The following is a 20,857-nucleotide window of genomic DNA, read 5'->3' as shown; positions in this document are numbered from 1 at the left end:
ATGATAAATAATGATTGGGATTTAGTTTTAAAGGATGAATTTGAAAAAGATTACTTTTTAAAAATTAAAGAATTTATCAAAAAAGAATATAATACCAAAACTATTTATCCTCCTTTTGAAGATGTATTTAATGCATTTAAATTAACACCATTAAGTAATGTTAAAGTTGTTATTTTAGGCCAAGACCCTTATCATGAGGAAGGCCAAGCTCATGGGCTTTCATTTTCAACACCTGAAGGTAGACCCATTCCACGTTCATTGAAAAATATTTTTAAAGAAATCAGTAGTGAATATTCATATTCTATTCCTGAATCAGGATGCTTAGAAAAATGGGCTAAGCAGGGAGTATTTTTGTTAAATACTGTTTTAACAGTTGAAAAGGGTAATGCAAATTCTCACAGTAAATGTGGTTGGCAAACATTTACAGATAATGTGATTAATATATTAAACAAGCAAAAACAACCTATTGTGTTTTTACTTTGGGGAAAACAGGCTGAAAAGAAAAAAGAATTAATAACAAACCATAATCATTTAGTTTTAATTACATCTCATCCCTCTCCATTTTCGGCAAGAAGAGGGTTTTTTGGATGTAATCATTTTAAACTAGCTAATGAATTTTTAAAAGAAAATAATATTGATGAAATTAATTGGCAATTATAACTATATTATGATTTCATAATTAGTTTTTCTGTTATCTCTCATTCTAGAATCCATATCTACTAAATCGTAAACTAATGGATTAGCTATTAAAACAGACCAAATTTCGTAAGTTACTTTTATAAATTCATCGTTTAGTTTTATATGGTCATGGACGATTGGGCATTTGTATGGAAATTCGCTTTCATCAAATATTAAGTGGAATTCTCCTTTTTTGTTTAAGTGTGGTATTAATGGAAATGTTCGACATTGAATTGGTCTGATGCTACGGTCACATTTTGGTGGATTAATACATTTAACAAGATAAATTTGATCTTTCCATGAGTGAGGATATTTAATTTCAGATGAATCAATATAATATAATTCATAACTGTCGCTATCTTCATACATTAATTCTTCACCTGGTAGGAGATATAATGCTAATTCTTCATTGGGGTAATCTTCTTCATCATAAACACAACATATTTCTCCACATAATTTTCCACAGTCAAAATCAACTGGAGATACTTCATCTAGGCGTTCATATATTTTTTTTATTGTTTTTTTCATTTCTTCTGCACTAATTTCCATATAAATTCAACCTATATTGAAAGTAAAAAAAATTGATAGATAATTTTAAGTTATCTATCTGTATTAAATTTATCACTAGATTTGATTCCGACAAGTGATGCGAAGATAGCTATGATACAAGCTACTGTACAGATTCCACAGATGATTTGGGAAGCTTGTACAATCATAGTTGCATATTGTGGATTTAGTTTTAAATTACCCATTATCCAAGCGAATATTAATGTTAAAAGACCTAAACTCATTGTTTGACCTATTGTTCTCATTGTAGCCTGTGAAGCTGATGCAGTTGGTGCATCTTTGGGAGGAACAGAACTCATAATTGCATTCATGTTTGGAGATGAGAAAAGTCCCATACCAATACCTTGTAGAATCATAGCTATAATTATTAAATAAATTGGTGTGTCTTTATTTAAGCATGTCAAGATTATAAGTGCAATAGTTGCAATGGTCATTCCAATTGCAGCTAGTTTTTGTGGATGTACTTTATCAGATAGTTTTCCTGCATTTGGAGCTATTATTGCCATGATAATTGGTGTGATAATTAATATCATTCCAGACATTTGAGCATCCCATCCTCTTACATATTGGAAATGGTAATTTAATATTGTTGTAACGACCATTATTGCAAGATAGCTACATAGTGCTGCAATGTTGGATGATGTGAATTTTTTATTTTTAAATAGATTCATGTTGAATACTGGTGATTTTTGTCTTAGTTCATATAATACAAATATTACTAGTAAAATAATTCCAATAGCGGTTAATATTTTACCAGTTGTTGTAATTGATGTTGTAAATCCATAGATGAATAATAAGATTCCAATAGCATATACTATAGATCCAACTTTATCTATTGTGTCATCTTGATATGTCTTCCATTCTTGAGGTATTTTTAATATTAATAATATAATACATAATACTAAAAATGGAATTACAAAGTAAAACATTGCTCTCCAACCTAAGTTATGAACCAAAAATCCACAGATTACTGGTGAAAGTGAAGTTGCAAGATACACGCCAGTAACTGTTAAACCAAGTGCTTTTCCCCTATTTTGAGGTTTAACTGCTTGAACTACCATTGCCATAGCAGCTACATTTACAAATGCAACTCCAGCACCTTGAATGATTCTAGATATTAAAAATGATTCAGTTGAAAATGCAAGACATGTTCCTATTGAACCTAATAGGAATACTATAATTCCTGCAAGCAGTGATTTTTTAACACCAAATTTTCCGGAAATTTGCCCTGCTGGAACTGTAAATACAGCTACAACAAGGAAAAATATTGTAGGTATCCAATTTTGAATAACATTGTTCATTGCAAACTCTTGTGCTATTGCTGGAACACCTATAATTATACCATTTGATAAAAATACTCCAAAAAATGAAGTTATAAATGATACAAATATTACATAGGTTTCAAATTCAATTTTCATAATTTACCCTCTTTATTATCAATAAGATTCATACTATTAATTGCTATTTTTTTTATTTTTTCTTTTAGTTCATAATCATTTTCATCAATTCCGACTTTAATTTCCCAATCAAGTGAAATTTGTCTTATTTTCGGAACTACATCTTCTGCTTTTTTTGTTGTTTTTAACATATACTTACGTCTATTTTTTGGATTCACTTTTCTTATGATATATCCCTCATTTTCAAGTTTTTTTAAGGATTTAGCAATGTTTGCTTTACTTTCACCATAAATATTTACTAAATCATCTTGTGAACAATTTGGATTATCATAAATTATCATTATATAACGCATTTCCCGACCTAAGTTAAGTTCTTCAATTTGTGAATTAAGATATTTTAGTTGGTTTTTTGAGATATTATGAATCCATCCTATCAGTGGAGCATTATCAAAAACATTTGGAATTTTATCCATATTTTTCACCTGTATTATTCTATTTAAACAAAATTATATAAGTGTTTCTAATGAAACAGTTATTAATGAAACAATTATCTTTTTGTTAGAAAATAATTTAAAGAAATATTACTAAATATAATAAATAATTTAAATTGAGGTGTCATCATGAATAAAATGGAAATTGAATTAACCGACGAGCAATTAGAAAAAGTAAAAAAATTAGAATCACAAGATATTAGTGTTGGTCAAGCTATTGACATGCTTTTTGAAGCAAAACAAGAAGTATTAACTCAAATTGAAAAAATTGAAAAATCAGGCATTCTAGATAAAGTTTCAAATGTTAATGTTGATAATAAAACTGAAAATCTTGAAGAAAATTACGGAGATGCTGAAAAAACCTATGAAATGGAAGTACAAAATATTAAACATAGACTCAAATGGTGTAAAGATTTCTTTAAATTTTAATTATTCTTTTTTTTAAATTTTAAATTTCAGGTGTAATCTTGAAGAAAAAAACAAAAATAATAATCATTGCAATTTTTTTAATTATTATAGCAATGGTCATAATGGAAACTGGTATTTTCAACAATGCTAATTATGAAACTATTGCAGATACAGATATAGGTAGTGTAGAAGTAGGTGTTTATGGAAATGTAAATGCCACAAAGAGTATTGCTTTAATTACTGGAATTCATCCAAGAGAAACATTATCTATTGATCCTGAGATTAATGCTGCAAAAGAATTTGCAGGAGGAGATGTTAAAATAATCCATTATAATGTCACAGTTACAAAAAATCCAGAGGATTATAGTTTAGGACGTGCAAATGGGGAACAACTAGTCCATGATTATGTAAATCCAAATGTCACAGCTAGTGATGCTGATGCAGTTATTATTAGCCATTCTCACATTCCAGAATATGGTGAAGGATTTTATGTAGCTACACCTGCAATGGATGATGCATCTGTCGAAATAGCTAAAAATATAAATCAATCAAGTGATTTTAATTATTATCCAGTTACTGGTAATGAAACATACAAATCAACTTCCGCAGTATTAGTTTCAAGACCAATTGCAGAAGCAGGTTATCCGACATTTGTATATGAAGTTCCAGAAGATGTTATGGAATTCATGATAACAAGTAAAACAAAGGAGTTATTCCAATTAATTAGTGATAATGTTAGATAATAGCATATATCATTTTTAATAAATGATTAGAGTAGAGGTTAATTTTATGGATTATGATGTTATTTATATAGGAAGTGGAAATGCAGCATGGCAAGGAGGTCGCTTTTTAAGAAAAGCAGGTCTTAAAATATTAATCGTTGAAGAGGATTTATTTGGAGGAACATGTGCAAATAGAGGATGTAACTCTAAAGCATTACTTGATGCACCATATGAAATTAAAGCATTAACTGATAATTTTGAAGGTGTTGGAAAATCAGGTGACTTTGAAGTAAACTGGTCAGACTTAATGAAACTCAAACAAAAACGTATTGCTGGAATGTCTAAGTTTTTAGATGGTAAATTCAAGGAATATGATCTAGATGTTGCACATGGAAGAGGAATAATCGTTGATGAACATACTATCAAAGTAGGTGATGAAACATTTACCTCTGATAAAATTGTAATTTGTACAGGTTTAAAACCAGTTATTCCAGATATTAAAGGAAAAGAATACTTACATGATAGTACTGACTTTTTAGATATTGCAGAACTTCCAAAACATGCAATTATAATAGGTGCAGGTTTTGTTGGTATGGAATTTGCATCAATACTTGCAGAAGCAGGCCATGAAGCTGATGTAATCATTCGTGGAGATATGGCTTTAAAAGAATTTCACCAACCTTATGTCCAAAAAGTTATAGAAATCTTAAAAGAGAAAAATATTCACTTCCATTTCAATCAAAGTGTAAAAGAGATTATTAAAGATGATTCTATTGTAATTAATAATCCAGAAGATAAAGTTTCAAATATAGAAAACTCCATGAATAGTGATGAACTCTTAAGAGATCCTCAAGCAAAAATAGACAACAAAGCATATGAAAAGGGATTTACAGTTAATCTTGATAGTGGAGAAAGTATAACTGGAGATTATGTAATAGTTGCTATGGGAAGAGAAGCTAATTTGGAAGATATTGGTCTTGAAAATGTTGGATTAACCTATACTAAAAATGGAATTAAAGTAAATAATCACTTACAAACAGCAGTTCCGAATATCTATGCTTCTGGAGATGTTGCAGATACTGGTATTGCTAAACTTGTAACTGTTGCAATACATCATTCTAAATATCTCGCAAAAGAATTATTAGGTAAGGCAGATGAAATTAAATATCCTGTTGTTCCAGCAGTTGCATATACTATACCTAGAATAGCAACAGTTGGTGTTCCAGCTTATATTGCTAATAAAAGTGATGAATATGAAGTTCATACAATAAAGTATGGTAAGTCTTATTCACTAGAACTTAAAAATGACAGTACTGCAGAAGTAAAAGTTATTGTAGATAAAGAATTAAACATAGTAGGTGCTGAAATATATGCAGCAGATGCGGAAAACGTTGCAAACATGTTTACATTTATTATTAATAAAAAAATAACTTTAGATGAGCTTGATGAAATGATTTATGCATTCCCATCAAGTAGTTCTGTGTGCTTATATAAATTACATAATATACATTATAATTTTTAAAGAGTTCTTATAACTATTTTTTAATTATTTTTAAGGAAATTATTATCTTTTTAGGTGATATTATGTCTCAATTTTCCATTAGATTTGCTAAAAAAGAAGATATTCCTTTAATTTTAGATTTTATAAAAGAATTAGCAGATTATGAAAAAATGTTAGAAGAAGTAGTAGCTAGTGAAGAACAGTTACTAAATTCCTTTACTTTTTTTATTTATTACTGACCAAATGCTCTCTATGAAAAAAAATTATCATAGGGGTGTTAAAATATATGAATATGAATGATGAAATTATCCTTGATAATTTTGTAAAATCAAGAAACCTAAAACCACGCACCAAAAAGGGGTATAAATATAGTTTAAAACAGTACACTAATTTCCATCAGATGACTTTAGAAGAACTACTTGAAGAAGCAGAATCTGAAGAGGAATTAGGTATTAGGTGGAAACATCGTAAATTGAAACAACGTTTAATTAATTTTCGCAATTGGTTGCAAAACAACTTTTTAAACAACACTGCCAAAAAGAATTTTGGTAGGGTGCTAACTTTTTATAAACATCATGAAATAGAGATACATACGTTGCCTCCATTTAATGAGAAAAATAGTAATTTTTCAGAAGCAATTACATTTGATAAATTGCCTGATAAGGAGATAATTAAACATGCATTAAAAATTACTAAATCTCCAGTGATGAGGGCTATTATTTTATTCATGTCAAGTTCTGGTTGTGCCATGGCTGAAACATTAAATTTAACTATTAATGATTTTATTGAAGCTACAAAACATTATCATGATGAACATGATATTTATGATGTTATTGATGTTTTAAATGAAAGGGATGATGTTATTCCTACTTTTAGATTGCGTAGACAAAAGAATAATAAATTTTATTATACTTTTTGTACTCCTGAAGCAACATCTGAAATATTGAATTATTTGTTAAGTCGGAAAAAACAGTTAACTGGTAATGACCGTTTATTTAAAATTCATGAAGTTTGGTTATTCACTAAATTTGCTGAGATTAATGACATGTTAAACTTAGGTAAGGTGGGTGAACATCGTAGATTCAGGAGTCATATGTTAAGAAAATTCCATGCATCTTATCTTAAGAATGCTGGAATGGAAAAAGATGATATTAATGCTTTACAAGGTAAGTCACGTAATAGTACGGATGAGTCTTATTTTTATGATGATCCAAAAAGTTTACAAGAAAAATATATTAAATTTATGGGTGCAATAACTATTAATTTAGATGTTAATAATCTTGATATTAAGAGTTCTGAATTTGTAGAGTTGGAAAATAAGGTTGCTGAGAAAGATAAAATTATTAATAATTATGAGAATATGTTTAGTGATATTGATTCCAGGTTAAAAATTTTGGAGGATAAACGTGAGAATAATTTTGATGTTGATGCCTTTGATGAGTTGATTTGAGATTGTTAAATTGTATTGATTTCATGGTATTTTATTGTGAATATGTTTATTGAAATTCTCAAAAATACATGGGTCAATTTCAAATTATTTTACAATTTTACTGAACAATTTTTAATATAATTCAAATAAAAATGTTTAAATATACAAAATAATAAAACTAAAAAATACCTAAAAACAGGGGTGAAATTAATATGGGTCTATTTGATAATACTGAAGAAAAACATGATAAAAATCTTCAGAAAGTCTTAAAAAGAAAAAACATTTATGAAGGAATAAAATGCATAGTCACATTACCGGATGAAGAGCTAATTATTAAATCCACAGGAGCATTTACAAAAGGATTAGCTACAGCAAGTATGGGGCTTGTGGGATTAGCTGCAACAAGCGGTGTATCTCAAGAAAGAAGACAAATACAAAAATTTTCCATGATACAAATAACTGAAAAGGGGGTTGTATTTAAAAAAGCAGGAAAAGATAAAAAAGACTTAAGAGTCCCTTATGAAGATATTATTGGAGCAGAACACATTGATGGATTATTACATGATAAACGAGAAATATTCATTTATCTATTGGAAAATCAAGAAATAAAAGTACAAATAAATTATGTCAGAGGAATCCACGAATCAAGAGACACCAAATTATTAAGAGATCATATTATTGATATAATTAATGAAAATGCTCGCGGTAAAGATTATGAAGAATCTGGATGGGGATTAGAATCCAATCAAGAATCACAAAATCCAACCAGTAATGATGATATTAATGAACTGGAGAGACTCGCAAACATGTATAATCAAGGATTATTAACTGAGGAAGAATTCCATGCAATGAAACAAAAGATAATAAATTAATAAAAAAAATTCCAATTTTGAGGAGCAAAAACCATGTCACCTGCATTAATGTATAATTTTAACAAATATGTAAAAATAATGGACCAACATGATATTTACAACGATGAAATAATCAACATTGATAGTTGTGATTTCCTAACACCAACAATAGTGTTGCCTTTAATGAGTTTTATTTATAATTACAATAAACGAATAAAAGAACATAATGACTCTGTTGTAAATGACTATTTACATAAAGTGTTAGGCATCAAAAAACACACAAACACCACATTACCTTTTAGATGGTTAGATGAAACTACTGATAACTCAGAAGAACTAACTAAAGAGATATTAAGTATTATGAATCCAATACCTGAAATGGAACAATCATTAAAATACATTTTCCATGAAATAATAACCAATGTATATGATCATTCCCTTTTTGATAATGGATTTGTAATAGGCCAATACTGGCCAAAACGTAATGAAACTGATTACTGTTTTATGGACAATGGTATCAGTATACCAGGTTCATTTAAAAAATCAAACATTCCTTTTAAAAATGATTGTGATGCAATTATTCAAGCTGTAAATGGAATGTCTACTAAAGATGAAGGAGCATACATTGGTAGAGGAACTGGATTAAACACAGTTGTAAACATAGTTACTCAAGGAGCAAGAGGAATAGTACTAATTGCTTCAGGTAATGGTGTAGTTGAAATAACTAGGAATCGTGTTACTCCTAGAAAAATTCCTGATGATTATATTAAAGGTACATTGGTTAGTTTGAGAATGAATTCGAATCGTAATATTGATATTTATGAACATATGGTTGGTCGGGAATATGAGTTACCTAAAAAGATTAAAAGAATAAAAAAGAAAACTATATGATAATGAATTATGAAAAGGAGGTTAATGTAAAATGAGTGAAATTGAAATTTTCTTGGAAAAAGAAATAGATTCTGATTTAGGATCAAGAAATAAAATTGAAGAATTGTATAATAATATTAGTTCAGATGTTTCAAAAGTAGTGATGAATTTTACTGGAGTTAAATTCATGGGACGTAGTTTTGCCCAAGAATATTTGAACCAGAAAGATAAAGCAGATTTTGAAGTTGTTGAAATTAATGTTCCTGATGATGTTCAAAAGTTATTTGAGGTTATTTTAAAAATAAACGGACATTTATAGAAATTAGTTAATGGAATAAACATAAAATAAGTACAATGTTATTGTAAAAAACTAGAGGGTCGTCGAAGCTGCAACTTCTCACCCCTAGACGGCTACAATAAAAAACAGAACACCGAAAAAGTGAATGAATTTTCTGTAACCTACTTCTTATTTTGGGACTACATAATATATAATATTTGCTAATCTGCTGTTTAAATAATGATGTGGTTTTAAAAAATTTTGTAGGGTAATGGATTATTCTAATTTTTTCATAGTAACCGTTCTAGTTTCTAAATCCACTTCCCATTGGACAGAATCTCCTTTTTCTATTTCAAGAATGTCTCTAATGACTTTTGGGATAGATGTGGATAATGTCCCGCCGGTTGTTTGAACTTTTGTCTTATATTTCAATTTCATACCTCCACAAAAAAGTGATAGAATTGAATGAATTTGCTAGAATGTTGGCTAATTTTGATAAATTACCAACTGAAAAACGGTTAGAATTCATGGAACATTACACTGTTCTTAAAAATGAATTCAAAGTAATAAGTGAAGAAAACAATATCCTCAAAAAAGGGCTAAGCGAAGTAAGGAGGGTATCCTCATGAGTATCTACTCACCTTATGAAGTATATCCTCCTGAAGCAGATCTTCTTTTTGACTGTGAAGAACAATTCTGTGAAACATGCACCTTCGACTGCAATAAGGATGGTGACTCTGATGAGTAGATCCTATTTCACCGAAGACCAAAAATTGTTCAGACCAAGTACTGTTCCTAAATGGAGTTGGGATGAGCAAGATGTTATTAGGGATGTTCTTTGGAGTAAAGGCTATTTTTGTAATATTGTTACTCGTATTGGATGTGATCGTAAATCTCATGATGCAATACAGGTACAACGTGAAGATATTCCTCAATTAGTAGAAGAATTATTCCGTCAAAGATTAGTTTTTGAACTCCAAGCAGAAGGAAAATACAAAGCAAGCATCAATTTTTGCTATGATTACTATGCATCAACAATAATAGATGCAGTATCAAGGTTCAGGAAAAACAAATTGAACGGGGGGAAATTATGAGTCTTTTCCGTGATGATAAAAATGCTCCTGTTAGACTTCATAAAAAACAGGAGTTCTATGTCCCTTTGGACCTTTTGGCATATGGTGTGATGATTGTATTTAGTAGTACACTACTACTCTCTATTTTAGGAGGCATGTTCTAGATGGCATTAAAATTTAAAAACAGATCTGCTGAAACTAACCTCCGTAAAGTTATGATTTACGGTAAAGATGGTAGTGGTAAATCCACTTTCGCAGAACAATACTGTAGGGAAAACAATCTTAAACCTGTTTGTATCGATATTGATGATACAAACTATACTAATGTTCCTATTTTGGAATTGAATTTCAGAAACGATATTAAAACTTACACTGGAATTAAAGAAGCTATTGAAGAAATAAGCAGATGTGATGATTTCGATACCATCATATTGGATGGTGTAACCAGTCTTTTGGAGATGTTGGTCAGTAAGGCTAAAGGTCTCAAGAAATATAGTGACCGTGCTGAACGTTTCCAAGACTTGTTACGTGCTTTAATGGCTTCAGGTAAACACTTAATTTTTGTAGGTCAAGCAGATATGGAAGTAATCTATAATGAGGAATTCCAATCATCTAAGATGGTGATTAAGGTTAACAGTATTGTTAACGAGAAATACTTAACCTACAAGAAGAAAGAAGGTTATTCCCATAAAGTTGTGAAGTATAGGACTTTCCAGGAAAAAGGTAAGGATGATACTAGTGTTGGTGGTGAAACACCAAAACAAGTGGATGATGATCCATTACGTGCTATCTGCCAAGATATTAAAAGGCAAGTTGAATTGGATGGTAAGCTTGTTACTAAGTCTACTATGAAATCTAAACTTGTTAAATTGATTAAGGCTGGTGAAATTGAACAGGATATGCGTCCATCTTTGATTAAGTATATTCAGAAACATTGCCCAGAGGAGTTGGATTAAAAATGCCAACTCCTGATGTTACCTTGGAATGTTTCAGTTTCATTGTTGATGATGGTAAAAATAGGGTTTCATGGGATTTCCAGGACAGTTGGATTTGCACCTGTGAAGATTTCTATTATCGTAAACATGAATGTAAACATATCCGTGCTGTTAAAAAAGAATTAAGAACTCAAGTAAATCATGCATTATTTGATGATAATACTTGTTACAATAAATTAAGCACTACTAAACAATCTAGGCTGGTGTGAATATGAGGTCTGGTGATGATTTTCCTGAGGTGGTTAGTGGTAGAGTTACTGCTAGAGCGAAACAGTTGATGAATGATTATGGGTTCACGGTTAGGGATGCAGTGGAATGGTATCTTATTTACATGGTGGATCCAAGAAAAAAAGTTGAATTGCAAAAAAGTATTTTGAAAGAGAGGATTAATAATTTAAAAATTGATTTGATTGCTGCTGAAATGGAATTAGCTGAACTTGAAAATGGTGGTAATGATGGGTAAGAAAAGTGTTTGCATCACTATTGATGAGGAAGTTTGGGAGTCTGCAGGGTTAAATTGGAAAGTAGAAGTGATTTTTGTGAGAATCAGTTAAGGTTATTTTTAGAATTGAATAATGATGCTGAGGATGAATTACTTCAGCAAATTCAAGATAAGCGTGATGAGATTAATGTTTTGGAGGATAAGTTATGTGCTTATCGTAAAGAACGTTTGAATAAAGCTCAGAATTCTTTTGTGTTGGATGATGGTATGGTTAGTATTAATAGGATTCATGGGAAGTTAGGTCATGTTGGTAAGAATCAGGTTAAGATGATTGCTAAACGTAATGGTGTTCCTTTTGATTTGTTGTTGGAGCATTGTCGTGTTTCTGGTTTGAATATTGTCAATTTTGCAGAGGTTCCGAGAAAATGAATATTTGTAAACATTTTTGTATACATTATTTTTTGTTTTTATGCAAATTCAACATATGTCGACCCATGTACATATGTCAACATATGTTAATTTTTGATAAAGTCCAATTTTAATGTTTACATTTTTGTTTACAAGGGGAATTATTATTAATATTATTATTAATATTAATTTCAAAATAAATGAAATAAAATAACAATGTTATAAAAGAGGTAAAAAACATGACAAGCAATGTTCATAAAAGAATGAAAACCATTCACGATGAAAACAGACTAACCAATTTAAACACAGATGAAAAACCACCAATAGGTCCAAAACCAATTTGGCTACTTAGTGATGGAGACATAATGGATGAATGGAATAAATCAATCGAGGAACTAAGTCAAAAAGAAAAAAAGTTACTCCATGTCAAAGATGAATATTCCCAAAAAGAATTCAATATCAAATATGTTGATGATATTGATTTTAAAGAACTTTACGGAAGAGCAAATGATGATACAAGAGCACATCATGTTAGAATTACTCTTAAAGAATTAATCAATGAGAAAAATGAATTGGAATTAAGAGTTGATTACTTGACTCGTAGAATTAGTTTTTTAAAAGCAGTAATTTATCATAGAATGGAGATTAAATCATGAGTGATATGGGTAATTTAACTATTTCAAAAGATTTGCCTGCAAAACCAATTGAAAGTGAAAATATTGATATTGATTTTTTAATCAGTGATGTTTTGATCATCAAGGCAGAAAGTTTGAAAGACAGGAAAATTTTCAAGTATGCAGAATACCTGGAGAAACAATTAATGAAACTTAAAAACAAGGAAGCTGTACTTGATTTGGGGGTGCCTTTAAAATGAGGATGGTCTTTAACATTGATGTATCAAATAATAACCTTATTAATCATTTCATAACAGAATTGGAGGATGTTAAAAAGTTAATGGGAACTAATGATAATGTTAATTTTTATTTAAATGTTCGATTCAGTAAAGATGAAATGGAAACATTGGATTTGAGCAGATTTGCTGCGATTAAAATCTGTGAAGATGGTTTTGCTTGCTATTCATTACAAACTCACAGCAGCAGTTTTATCTATTTTGATAAAATTGTAGGCTTGGAACTTGTGGAATCTAAAATCAATGAAAGGATAATAAGGAGTTAATGAGGAATGATTATAGGAATAATTTTTTTATTAGGATTAACTACTGGTCTAGTGGCTGGTTTAATCCTTTTTTATATTCTTTTCCATGATGATCTAAAAGCTTTAGATAAATTTGACGAAAGACAAGAACGTTACAGGAAGATGATATGAAATGATTTCCAAAGATTGTAAAAACTGTGATTGCTTAGATGAGGATAATAAAAATTATCCATGTAAATTAGAGTATCCTATCCGGTGTAATATTCTCTACCAATGGGGTAATAATCATACTTTTAGAGGAAGATTCAAATGACTAAAAAATTTATTTATGAAATTCAAGCGTTTGCATACAGTGATTTTGAACATCATATTTTAGTGCATGAAAAAAAGTTTACTGAAATTGAGTTTCGCAAGATGATTGAAATTGCACGTCAAAAAGCAAAGAAAAAAGCCAAAGAAGATGATGAGTATTTCTGGAAGTATAATTATCCAGATAATTTTATTAAGTTTTTAAAAGAGGATTTTGGATTTGAGAGTCCTGAATATTTAATAGGATATGTTGGTTGTACTTTTGATGATTCCTGTGAGATGATAAGACATGAATGAAAACAGATTTAAATATCGGGTTAATGGGGAGCATTGGAGATTCATTGACACTTTAAATGGTGATGAAACTAATCAAATTTCAGATGTAACCTTATTAGCAAATCAGTTATATGATAGTAATCGAAGATTACACAAAGCAAATGAGAATATAAGTAATGAAATTATCCATTTTAGATTATCATTGATTGAAGCTATTCATCATGAGCGAACGGATATGGGTAAATCATCTTTGAAACAATTAGCAAAAAGTCTTGGAGTTGAATACTAATGAATTTCCATGATTATGTTGCATCTCAATTTGATGTAAAAATCATCAAAGAAGGTAGGCATAAAGGACGTGTCTGTTTTAAAACTCCTTTAGGTTATGTTAGTCTTACAAAAGAAGATTGGCTAATTGTGTTAAATAAAATGAATGAGGTGAAATTATGATTACTGAATATCATACTTGTGATACATGCGAATTCAAGTTTCCAGTACCTGTGGATGAACAATTTGCTAAATGGGAGTTAGCATGTTCAAAGAAACGAAAAGAAGTTAATTCATCCGGTGGTTTAACACGTTGCCCAATATGGAAAGAAAAATAAAATCCTCTTTATGATGACTTATGTTGCTTAAAAAAGATATAAAACTTGATGATGGATCTATACAAACCAGTTTTTATGTTAGTAAATGTAATTATTGTGGAAAAACATTTATAAAATTCCAAAACAAAACATTATATTGTTCAGATGATTGTAAAAAATACTCAAATTTAGAGCACACCTGTGAAAGAGTTAGGCAATTTAGAAAAAGATATAAAAATGTTACTCAAAATAATAATTGGATTGGAACCGGGCATTTAGGAAATCATACTTCTGGTGATTGGGAAACTGAAAAATTATTAATTTTTCGTGAAAGAAAAAGACTAAAACTAAAAACATGAGGGATGATTATGGTTTTTGATAAATTTAAAAGATTAATTAAATTTAATAATGAAGATTATTGGTATGATGATGAAAATCGTTATTTTTATGTTCCTAATACAAATAATCAAATTAAAATTACTGCATTCCAAGCATTGGTTATTATAGGTGATTTCACAGTTTTAGAATGGAGTGCGGAAGATATTTTTAACACCTGTGATTGGGAAACTGATGTGAAATTAAAAGACATAGAAATCTTTATTTCAAAATATTCTGAAGGATTAATGGATAAAGTTATTGCATGGATTTGTGATAATAATATAGAATGTTCTAATGAAGATAAGTTTGATTATCTTGCCAAATATAATTTAAAATAATTTTTCTTTTTCTTTTTGTTCTTTTTTTAATCTATTTCGTATTTACTGAATGTTTTCTACTGAATTATTCAAAACCCTAAACATAAAGCATGGAGAGTTGATTTAAATTACACTCCTGAAGACTATATTAAATCAAAATGCAAAATGTATGTCACCAAAAATGGAAGTACAGCCGCAGTAAAACCCGATGGTGATATCATAAGTGTATGTACAAATACAAATGGTAAAAAAGATTCCATAAGAGCATTATTAGAATTCACTATTAAAAATGGTGGGACCAAATTTGATAGTTACTCAGGTAATTATGGAGTTTATAGGCACTGTGGTTTTGAACCACGCAGCTGGTGTGAAGGAGTATATGAATTTTATCCAGAAAGTTGGAAAAAAGGAAACAAAACAAACCCTAAAGAATATAAAGAAGAACCTATTATTTTCTTTGAATACACAGGAAAACAAAGTAAATATAAAAAAGCTAAATATTTTATAAATAACAATGTGTATAAAGGTAAAGATTATGATGATGCCGAAAGAATAAGAGATGAAGGGATGAAAAAATGAATGAAAAAAAATACCCAATGACCTATGAAGAATATGAAAAAAGAGTCATTGAACTATTCCTAGAACCAGGAACATACACTGCAACAAAAGAAGAAAAACTAGAATTCATATACGATGAATTATTAAAAAATGATCCAGATTTCATCAGAAATTTATATGAAGATGATTGTCATTATTATGATCATCCTGAAAGGTATGGGATAGCTGCAAAACATGTTTTTGAAGATGTTAATTTATTGGGCACTCCAGTTTATAATTTGGAGTTGCTTTTCTAAAATCAACTATTTTTTTCTAATGTTTTTTTAGTAATATTTATAAGTGACCTTGAAGATATAAATATAATAGTAAAACCATACTCATATTCCTATATGTTTTGTATTGTGTCTTGCTTCGGTTTACTGTAAACTATCTGTTCTATTACTGTTTTGAATAATTCAGTAGAAAACATTCAGTAAATACGAAAATTTTGATTTCATAATATACCACCATCATAAGTTTAGAATATAATTTTTAAATTGTTTATTAAAAAATATTAATGAGAGAGAGCATTTGAAGAGTAATTATTTCTTAATGAAAATAGGTTCAAAATAAGGGTATTTCGCAAGGAAAGATTCAATTTCCCAATTAATATAATCATAATAATCATCATAAGGATTAGCCCTTTGGTGCTCCATAATTTTATTCCACCACAAATCCTTATTTTTAACTTTAGAACCTAATTTCATAGATATTTCTAGAGGTAATGAACTTTTAATTTCAAAAGGAATCCAATCTTCTAAAGCCATTAATTCCTCATAAAATTCTTTTAAAACAGTTTTATTAATTTCATATTTTTGTTCACCCATTCTAATCACTTCATGTCAATAATATGATTACAGCTTCTTTAGTTTTGAATAATTCAGTAGAAAACATTCAGTAAATACTGAAAATAGGTCCAAAATAAGGGTATTTCGCAAGGAAAGATTCAATTTTCCAATTAATATAATCATAATAATCTTCATAAGGATTAGCTCTTTGATGAGCCATAATCCTATCCCACCATAAATCCTTATTCTTAACTTCTGAACCAACAGTAACAGCTACTTCCACAGGCAAGTACATTTGAATTAAATGAGGAATCCAATCTTCTAAACTTTTAAAATCATTATAAAATTCTTTTAATTTTTCAACATTGATTTCATATTTCCTTTCTCCCATCAGTATCCTTCCTTAAGTTAATAATATAATTACTGCTTCTTTTGTTTTATAATTTTTATATAATGTTCTATATTTAGTGCCTAAGGGCAATAACCACTCATCCAAATTATGATTTTTATTATTTCCCTTTTTCATTATTTCTTCGATATATGCTCCATTAGCTCCTTTTGGCGCAAGTATTGTAATATGAAAATCCCCATAATCCTTTACAGCATTTTTATTAAAAGTGGTTGAAATTGGAGTTTCAAATGTCCCAATTTTACCAACATCTTCAATGAAAAAATCACCACCACTCTTCCTATGTAAAAGAGTATTGTGTTTTATATTATCATATTTGTTAATTGCTTTATTTAAAGTTTTGAATAATTCAGTAGAAAACATTCAGTAAATACAAAATAAGTTTATATGAAGTGGTAGTATTCTACCCCTACTTCATCATTGTATTCAAATCTGAGGAAAGCACCTTGATTATCTTTGAATAATACTGTTACTGTTTCGTTTCTTTGACTCCATGTTGTACCATTTGTACTTGTTTTTAAATCAGTCCATGTTATTGGTGTTTCACCTACATAGAATAATGCTTGCTCTTGGATTACTTCGAGTTTTTCGTTGATTGTTTTGTCTAGTGTTTTGTCAAGTAGTTCGTTGATGCTTTTGTAGTTGTTTTGTGCTTTGATTAGTTGCATTTTTTCGGATAAGTCTTTTCTTATTCTTATGCTTGTGTATTCAGCCATTTTTTTTATGCCTCCTTTAAATTGTTTTATTTATGGGATTATTATCCCACAAATAAATATGATTGCACTTATTATGAATAGTGCTATTACGAGTTTGTTTTCATGATTTCTGTATAATAATATTGCTAATACTATTAATAATATTAAGTTTATTATTTGTAGTATGCTTAACATGTTGTTTCACCTCTTTTGATAAAATTTAAATAATAAAAAAATATAAAAATTTAATTTGAAGAGAGGGATTTTATTTATCCCTCTTCAGTTCGTTTTTTATTTGGAGTAGTAATGAGGTTTTGAATAATTCAGTAGAAAACATTCAAAAAGTACAACAAATAGAATGAAAACATGAAAAACTAAAGTTTTATTGACAAAATAATTACCATCTAAATTCCATTAGTGTTGTGTTCTACCATTTTCCAAATTTGTCTTTATCTATGCGTTCTCGATATCTAATTTTTCTAAACCCCCATTTTTCATGAAATTTAATGCTTACAACATTTATCGAAAAAATTGCTGCATACAAACTCCAAATACCTTTTTTAGGAGCAATACGGATAATTTCCTGCATTAATTTATAACCTATTCCTTTTTGCTTAAAAGAATCATCAACATATATTCTCACTTCTACAGATCCACTATAGGTAGCTCTACTTAATGTATGACTAAGTGCAATCCATCCTACAACTTTATCTTTCTCAACAGCCACATAACGACAAAATGACAAAGGATTTTAGTTCCAACCATCATATGTGAGGCATGTTCTTTCAAAGGTTGCAATCCCACTTTCCAAACCCTGAAAGTATATTTCCAAAACCCTCTGCCAGCCATACTTTTCCATTTCACGAATCATTATCTTAACTCTATGCATTATTCAACTAAAAATCGATAAAAATAATTATTTAGATAAAGTTAATTCAAAACTTATATCCAATAACATCTTTATTTTTTCATCACAAACATCATCGAGAGAAACAGTAATCCAGTGCTCTTTATTCATATGATATGCTGGAAAAAAGCCATTCTCATTTCTTAATGAATCTATAAGTATTGGATCACACTTGAAATTTACAACATCCATACTTTCATCCCCTTCCAATTCAAGTTTATTCTTTGAAACATCCATAATTAAAGCAAACCATTTTCTATTATCTTTATGACGGAATACTTCATAATTTGGGAATTTAGCCCATGGAAAGTCAATTTCTGAAGAATAATTTTCTAAAATATAATTTTCCAGTTCATCACGGTTCATTATAAATCTCCAAATTACCACTCTTTTAGATTTTTAGAAGCCATATCAACATTAAGTGGAGTTAAACTAGGGCATTTTTCAACAAATAATGCATATCCGTCGCTTCCCTCTTCATATTCCTTAATAAGATCTGATGCAATCATGATTAAATCATCACTTTTCTGATTTTCTTCTAGATGATAATTGAAGATTTCACTTTTTTCCTCATCAGTATTATCGATGACTTTCTTGTCAAGCATGTTGTGTGACAGATTAGTAATCTTGACCTCTTCAGATTCATGATTTGTCGGTACATTTAAATTAAATAAGTCAACATCTTTAGGGAATCCTTTATCGATAATCTTCAATACTAAATCATGCAAGACTTTTTTCGCTAAAGTGAAGTCATAATCTACATACCATTCCCCATTTTCGTCTTGTTTGTAAGAAGTTTTTGGATCAATGAATAATGAAACTGCAATTGCAGGAATTCCCATACTGACCGCTTCAAAGGCAGCGCATACTGTACCTGATGAAGTTACATCACAGCTAATGTTCACACCCTGATTTATTCCGGTTATCACCAAATCCGGTTTTTCATCCATTACATAATCAGCACCAACAATTACTGCATCTGCATGACTACCTGAAACAGAATATGCTTTGCTTCAATCTTCAAGTTCACATGATTCAAGTTTCAAATGTTTAAACAGTGAAATACGACGGCCCACACTACTATTGTTCTTATCTGGTGCTACAACATATACATTAGCCAAATCTTCAACAGCCTGTTTTGCAGCCAATATTCCAGGTGCATTAACTCCATCGTCATTGGATATTAAAATATTCATGATATCATCCTAAAGTGTATTAATTAATAATATTTAATCTTTTGATTATAAAATATTCTCCATTAAAAAAACCATATTAATTTTTAACATCAACCAAAATTCTTTTTTGCCCACCTATATTCACCAATTCCTCTTACTATTAACTTATCAATATAAACAGATATTATCAGTGATATTTTTGCCCTATTTTCACTTTCAATGAATTAATTTTTATTATTTTCATAACCTGAGCAATTGTTCTAACTGAATGTTCCTCAAGCAATTTATCATCATATATCAATCTTTTTCTCAAAACATATTCTCCGACATTATTATTTACAGTAAATGCTATATTATTGTTATAATAATAAATCAATTGCTCATCTTTTTTTAATTGGGAAATATCATCTTCAGTTAGCTGTCTTCTATACACAATCATTTAATCAACACCCAATAAATCTAATTTTTCTTAATTTCTTTATCCAATGCTATTTCAGCTATTTTAATTGCAAAATTACATTCTGGATCTAATGCCAAAGCCACATTACCCTCCAAATCATACAATGGATAGTCTTTACAAAATGTATAATGTGCACCATGATTATCACAGGTCTTACCATTAAAATATTTGCAATCCAAATATTTACAGTATTTTCCACACATAATACAGAATTCTTGATGATTTTGCAATTGTTCTCGTGTGAAATATAATGCAGGAGCTCGATTTAAAGTTACATCTATAATATCTACAAGTATATCAGTTGGCAAATCAGGATACTCTTTTTCGTGTTTCTGTATCATTTTTAAACAGAATTTAATATAATTTGTCATCAAAAACCACATTCCTTTTTTTAATGCTGCATTTATTAACATTGATTTATTTCTGCAAATTTTTCTACCGTCTATTATTTGTTTTTTACATTAAAGTTAATTTCCGTATGTTTTTTGTAAAAAATATTTAACAATGAAATTATATATTTATAATAAACAAAAAAAGGAGTTATTATATGTTTAAAAAAATTATGATTATTTTAATCTTCTTATTATTGGCCATTGGTGTTGCTTCGGCTCATGATGATAAAGCATACAGTAACATCGATATAAATGATATAAAATTACCCAATGATTTTAATAAAACATGAGTGCATTCAGCAATTA

General features: G+C 29.2%; 41 protein-coding genes and 1 pseudogene. 29 read left to right on the top strand and 13 right to left on the bottom strand.

Translation table 11 applies throughout. From position 1 onward, the window contains the following. Positions 1–660, top strand: coding sequence for a uracil-DNA glycosylase (ung, locus tag ACI389_RS05360; RefSeq protein WP_439780515.1), 660 nt, complete (start codon positions 1–3; stop codon positions 658–660). Here ung and ACI389_RS05355 read toward each other — a convergent pair whose 3' ends face one another. Genes ACI389_RS05355 through ACI389_RS05345 form a run of 3 tightly spaced genes read right to left on the bottom strand, consistent with a single transcriptional unit; the run spans position 661 to position 3,115 of the window. Next, positions 661–1,227, bottom strand: a complete 567-nt coding sequence (locus ACI389_RS05355; protein WP_439780514.1) for a hypothetical protein — start codon at positions 1,225–1,227, stop codon at positions 661–663. Positions 1,228–1,277: 50 nt separating this feature from the next. Further along, complete coding sequence (locus ACI389_RS05350; protein ID WP_439780513.1) at positions 1,278–2,663, bottom strand: MFS transporter; 1,386 nt, start codon at positions 2,661–2,663, stop codon at positions 1,278–1,280. Then, positions 2,660–3,115, bottom strand: a complete 456-nt coding sequence (locus ACI389_RS05345; RefSeq protein ID WP_439780512.1) for a MarR family winged helix-turn-helix transcriptional regulator — start codon at positions 3,113–3,115, stop codon at positions 2,660–2,662. The genes ACI389_RS05350 and ACI389_RS05345 overlap by 4 nt, the downstream gene beginning before the upstream one ends. Positions 3,116–3,262: 147 nt before the next feature. Here ACI389_RS05345 and ACI389_RS05340 point away from each other — a divergent pair, with 147 nt between their 5' ends. From ACI389_RS05340 to ACI389_RS05305, 8 genes are all read left to right on the top strand, one after another. Continuing rightward, entirely contained in the window at positions 3,263–3,562 is a 300-nt protein-coding gene (locus ACI389_RS05340; RefSeq protein ID WP_439780511.1) for a hypothetical protein, read from the top strand. Between the two features lie 38 nt (positions 3,563–3,600). After that, entirely contained in the window at positions 3,601–4,284 is a 684-nt protein-coding gene (locus ACI389_RS05335; RefSeq protein WP_439780510.1) for a hypothetical protein, read from the top strand. A 46-nt stretch (positions 4,285–4,330) separates the two neighbouring features. Beyond that, a complete protein-coding gene (locus ACI389_RS05330; protein WP_439780509.1) occupies positions 4,331–5,785 on the top strand; it encodes a dihydrolipoyl dehydrogenase family protein in 1,455 nt (484 codons plus the stop codon). Between the two features lie 62 nt (positions 5,786–5,847). Further along, a complete protein-coding gene (locus tag ACI389_RS05325; protein ID WP_439780508.1) occupies positions 5,848–6,003 on the top strand; it encodes a hypothetical protein in 156 nt (51 codons plus the stop codon). Between the two features lie 47 nt (positions 6,004–6,050). After that, positions 6,051–7,214 carry a tyrosine-type recombinase/integrase gene (locus ACI389_RS05320; protein ID WP_439780507.1) on the top strand — a complete coding sequence of 388 codons (1,164 nt, stop codon included), beginning with the start codon at positions 6,051–6,053 and terminating at the stop codon, positions 7,212–7,214. 191 nt (positions 7,215–7,405) lie between these two features. After that, positions 7,406–8,065, top strand: coding sequence for an SHOCT domain-containing protein (locus tag ACI389_RS05315; RefSeq protein ID WP_439780506.1), 660 nt, complete (start codon positions 7,406–7,408; stop codon positions 8,063–8,065). Positions 8,066–8,098: 33 nt separating this feature from the next. Then, positions 8,099–8,935 (top strand): hypothetical protein, encoded by an 837-nt coding sequence (locus ACI389_RS05310; RefSeq protein WP_439780505.1) that lies wholly within the window; start codon positions 8,099–8,101, stop codon positions 8,933–8,935. Between the two features lie 31 nt (positions 8,936–8,966). Beyond that, a complete protein-coding gene (locus ACI389_RS05305; protein ID WP_439780504.1) occupies positions 8,967–9,233 on the top strand; it encodes a hypothetical protein in 267 nt (88 codons plus the stop codon). A gap of 234 nt (positions 9,234–9,467) precedes the next feature. Here the strand turns inward: ACI389_RS05305 and ACI389_RS05300 are convergent, their stop codons facing one another. Continuing rightward, the gene (locus ACI389_RS05300) at positions 9,468–9,623 is read right to left on the bottom strand and encodes an AbrB/MazE/SpoVT family DNA-binding domain-containing protein (RefSeq protein WP_439780503.1); all 156 of its coding nucleotides are present in this window, start codon (positions 9,621–9,623) and stop codon (positions 9,468–9,470) included. 29 nt (positions 9,624–9,652) lie between these two features. On the opposite strand from ACI389_RS05300, the gene ACI389_RS05295 reads away from it, so the two are divergent. The 20 genes from ACI389_RS05295 (at position 9,653) to ACI389_RS05200 (ending at position 15,982) form a co-directional block, all read left to right on the top strand. Further along, positions 9,653–9,820: a hypothetical protein gene (locus ACI389_RS05295; RefSeq protein ID WP_439780502.1), complete on the top strand. Its 168-nt coding sequence runs from the start codon at positions 9,653–9,655 to the stop codon at positions 9,818–9,820. After that, positions 9,817–9,939, top strand: coding sequence for a hypothetical protein (locus tag ACI389_RS05290; RefSeq protein ID WP_439780501.1), 123 nt, complete (start codon positions 9,817–9,819; stop codon positions 9,937–9,939). Before ACI389_RS05295 ends, ACI389_RS05290 begins: the two co-directional genes overlap by 4 nt. Continuing rightward, complete coding sequence (locus tag ACI389_RS05285; protein ID WP_439780500.1) at positions 9,932–10,285, top strand: hypothetical protein; 354 nt, start codon at positions 9,932–9,934, stop codon at positions 10,283–10,285. Before ACI389_RS05290 ends, ACI389_RS05285 begins: the two co-directional genes overlap by 8 nt. Beyond that, on the top strand, positions 10,282–10,428 hold the full coding sequence (locus ACI389_RS05280; RefSeq protein WP_439780499.1) for a hypothetical protein: 147 nt from the start codon (positions 10,282–10,284) through the stop codon (positions 10,426–10,428). The genes ACI389_RS05285 and ACI389_RS05280 overlap by 4 nt, the downstream gene beginning before the upstream one ends. Further along, positions 10,429–11,220 carry an AAA family ATPase gene (locus ACI389_RS05275; RefSeq protein WP_439780498.1) on the top strand — a complete coding sequence of 264 codons (792 nt, stop codon included), beginning with the start codon at positions 10,429–10,431 and terminating at the stop codon, positions 11,218–11,220. A 2-nt stretch (positions 11,221–11,222) separates the two neighbouring features. Further along, positions 11,223–11,468: a hypothetical protein gene (locus tag ACI389_RS05270; protein ID WP_439780497.1), complete on the top strand. Its 246-nt coding sequence runs from the start codon at positions 11,223–11,225 to the stop codon at positions 11,466–11,468. A gap of 2 nt (positions 11,469–11,470) precedes the next feature. Then, complete coding sequence (locus ACI389_RS05265; RefSeq protein ID WP_439780496.1) at positions 11,471–11,722, top strand: hypothetical protein; 252 nt, start codon at positions 11,471–11,473, stop codon at positions 11,720–11,722. Between the two features lie 54 nt (positions 11,723–11,776). Then, complete coding sequence (locus tag ACI389_RS05260; protein WP_439780495.1) at positions 11,777–12,130, top strand: hypothetical protein; 354 nt, start codon at positions 11,777–11,779, stop codon at positions 12,128–12,130. Positions 12,131–12,348: 218 nt separating this feature from the next. Next, positions 12,349–12,765, top strand: coding sequence for a hypothetical protein (locus ACI389_RS05255; protein WP_439780494.1), 417 nt, complete (start codon positions 12,349–12,351; stop codon positions 12,763–12,765). After that, entirely contained in the window at positions 12,762–12,983 is a 222-nt protein-coding gene (locus ACI389_RS05250) for a hypothetical protein (protein WP_439780493.1), read from the top strand. Before ACI389_RS05255 ends, ACI389_RS05250 begins: the two co-directional genes overlap by 4 nt. Next, positions 12,980–13,285 carry a hypothetical protein gene (locus ACI389_RS05245; RefSeq protein WP_439780492.1) on the top strand — a complete coding sequence of 102 codons (306 nt, stop codon included), beginning with the start codon at positions 12,980–12,982 and terminating at the stop codon, positions 13,283–13,285. The genes ACI389_RS05250 and ACI389_RS05245 overlap by 4 nt, the downstream gene beginning before the upstream one ends. Positions 13,286–13,436: 151 nt before the next feature. Further along, positions 13,437–13,577 (top strand): hypothetical protein, encoded by a 141-nt coding sequence (locus ACI389_RS05240; RefSeq protein WP_439780491.1) that lies wholly within the window; start codon positions 13,437–13,439, stop codon positions 13,575–13,577. Continuing rightward, positions 13,574–13,870, top strand: coding sequence for a hypothetical protein (locus ACI389_RS05235; RefSeq protein WP_439780490.1), 297 nt, complete (start codon positions 13,574–13,576; stop codon positions 13,868–13,870). Before ACI389_RS05240 ends, ACI389_RS05235 begins: the two co-directional genes overlap by 4 nt. Beyond that, on the top strand, positions 13,863–14,138 hold the full coding sequence (locus ACI389_RS05230; RefSeq protein WP_439780489.1) for a hypothetical protein: 276 nt from the start codon (positions 13,863–13,865) through the stop codon (positions 14,136–14,138). Before ACI389_RS05235 ends, ACI389_RS05230 begins: the two co-directional genes overlap by 8 nt. Continuing rightward, positions 14,138–14,299: a hypothetical protein gene (locus tag ACI389_RS05225; RefSeq protein ID WP_439780488.1), complete on the top strand. Its 162-nt coding sequence runs from the start codon at positions 14,138–14,140 to the stop codon at positions 14,297–14,299. The genes ACI389_RS05230 and ACI389_RS05225 overlap by 1 nt, the downstream gene beginning before the upstream one ends. Beyond that, positions 14,296–14,454: a hypothetical protein gene (locus ACI389_RS05220; protein WP_439780487.1), complete on the top strand. Its 159-nt coding sequence runs from the start codon at positions 14,296–14,298 to the stop codon at positions 14,452–14,454. The genes ACI389_RS05225 and ACI389_RS05220 overlap by 4 nt, the downstream gene beginning before the upstream one ends. A 20-nt stretch (positions 14,455–14,474) precedes the next feature. Next, positions 14,475–14,792: a hypothetical protein gene (locus ACI389_RS05215; RefSeq protein WP_439780486.1), complete on the top strand. Its 318-nt coding sequence runs from the start codon at positions 14,475–14,477 to the stop codon at positions 14,790–14,792. A gap of 9 nt (positions 14,793–14,801) precedes the next feature. Continuing rightward, a complete protein-coding gene (locus ACI389_RS05210) occupies positions 14,802–15,149 on the top strand; it encodes a hypothetical protein (RefSeq protein ID WP_439780485.1) in 348 nt (115 codons plus the stop codon). A gap of 144 nt (positions 15,150–15,293) precedes the next feature. Further along, complete coding sequence (locus tag ACI389_RS05205) at positions 15,294–15,707, top strand: hypothetical protein (protein ID WP_439780484.1); 414 nt, start codon at positions 15,294–15,296, stop codon at positions 15,705–15,707. 17 nt (positions 15,708–15,724) lie between these two features. Further along, positions 15,725–15,982, top strand: a complete 258-nt coding sequence (locus tag ACI389_RS05200) for a hypothetical protein (protein WP_439780483.1) — start codon at positions 15,725–15,727, stop codon at positions 15,980–15,982. 285 nt (positions 15,983–16,267) lie between these two features. Here the strand turns inward: ACI389_RS05200 and ACI389_RS05195 are convergent, their stop codons facing one another. The 9 genes and pseudogenes from ACI389_RS05195 to ACI389_RS05155 form a co-directional block, all read right to left on the bottom strand. After that, a complete protein-coding gene (locus ACI389_RS05195; protein WP_439780482.1) occupies positions 16,268–16,552 on the bottom strand; it encodes a hypothetical protein in 285 nt (94 codons plus the stop codon). Between the two features lie 67 nt (positions 16,553–16,619). Next, the gene (locus ACI389_RS05190) at positions 16,620–16,904 is read right to left on the bottom strand and encodes a hypothetical protein (RefSeq protein WP_439780481.1); all 285 of its coding nucleotides are present in this window, start codon (positions 16,902–16,904) and stop codon (positions 16,620–16,622) included. 12 nt (positions 16,905–16,916) lie between these two features. Continuing rightward, the gene (locus ACI389_RS05185; protein WP_439780480.1) at positions 16,917–17,285 is read right to left on the bottom strand and encodes a hypothetical protein; all 369 of its coding nucleotides are present in this window, start codon (positions 17,283–17,285) and stop codon (positions 16,917–16,919) included. A 20-nt stretch (positions 17,286–17,305) separates the two neighbouring features. Continuing rightward, on the bottom strand, positions 17,306–17,590 hold the full coding sequence (locus ACI389_RS05180) for a hypothetical protein (protein ID WP_439780479.1): 285 nt from the start codon (positions 17,588–17,590) through the stop codon (positions 17,306–17,308). Positions 17,591–18,044: 454 nt separating this feature from the next. Continuing rightward, a complete protein-coding gene (locus ACI389_RS05175; protein WP_304096281.1) occupies positions 18,045–18,344 on the bottom strand; it encodes a GNAT family N-acetyltransferase in 300 nt (99 codons plus the stop codon). 189 nt (positions 18,345–18,533) lie between these two features. Then, positions 18,534–18,890, bottom strand: a complete 357-nt coding sequence (locus tag ACI389_RS05170) for an MmcQ/YjbR family DNA-binding protein (RefSeq protein ID WP_439780478.1) — start codon at positions 18,888–18,890, stop codon at positions 18,534–18,536. 14 nt (positions 18,891–18,904) lie between these two features. Beyond that, positions 18,905–19,720: pseudogene (surE, locus tag ACI389_RS05165) on the bottom strand (5'/3'-nucleotidase SurE). Between the two features lie 166 nt (positions 19,721–19,886). Next, a complete protein-coding gene (locus ACI389_RS05160) occupies positions 19,887–20,138 on the bottom strand; it encodes a hypothetical protein (protein ID WP_304091896.1) in 252 nt (83 codons plus the stop codon). Between the two features lie 20 nt (positions 20,139–20,158). Continuing rightward, positions 20,159–20,530, bottom strand: coding sequence for a hypothetical protein (locus tag ACI389_RS05155; protein ID WP_439780477.1), 372 nt, complete (start codon positions 20,528–20,530; stop codon positions 20,159–20,161). Positions 20,531–20,857: the final 327 nt, after the last annotated feature.

The organism is Methanobrevibacter sp. (assembly GCF_051877095.1).
Classification (GTDB): domain Archaea; phylum Methanobacteriota; class Methanobacteria; order Methanobacteriales; family Methanobacteriaceae; genus Methanocatella.
Note: the sequence above shows the minus strand (reverse complement) of the source record. Positions and strands in the feature narration are given on the sequence as shown.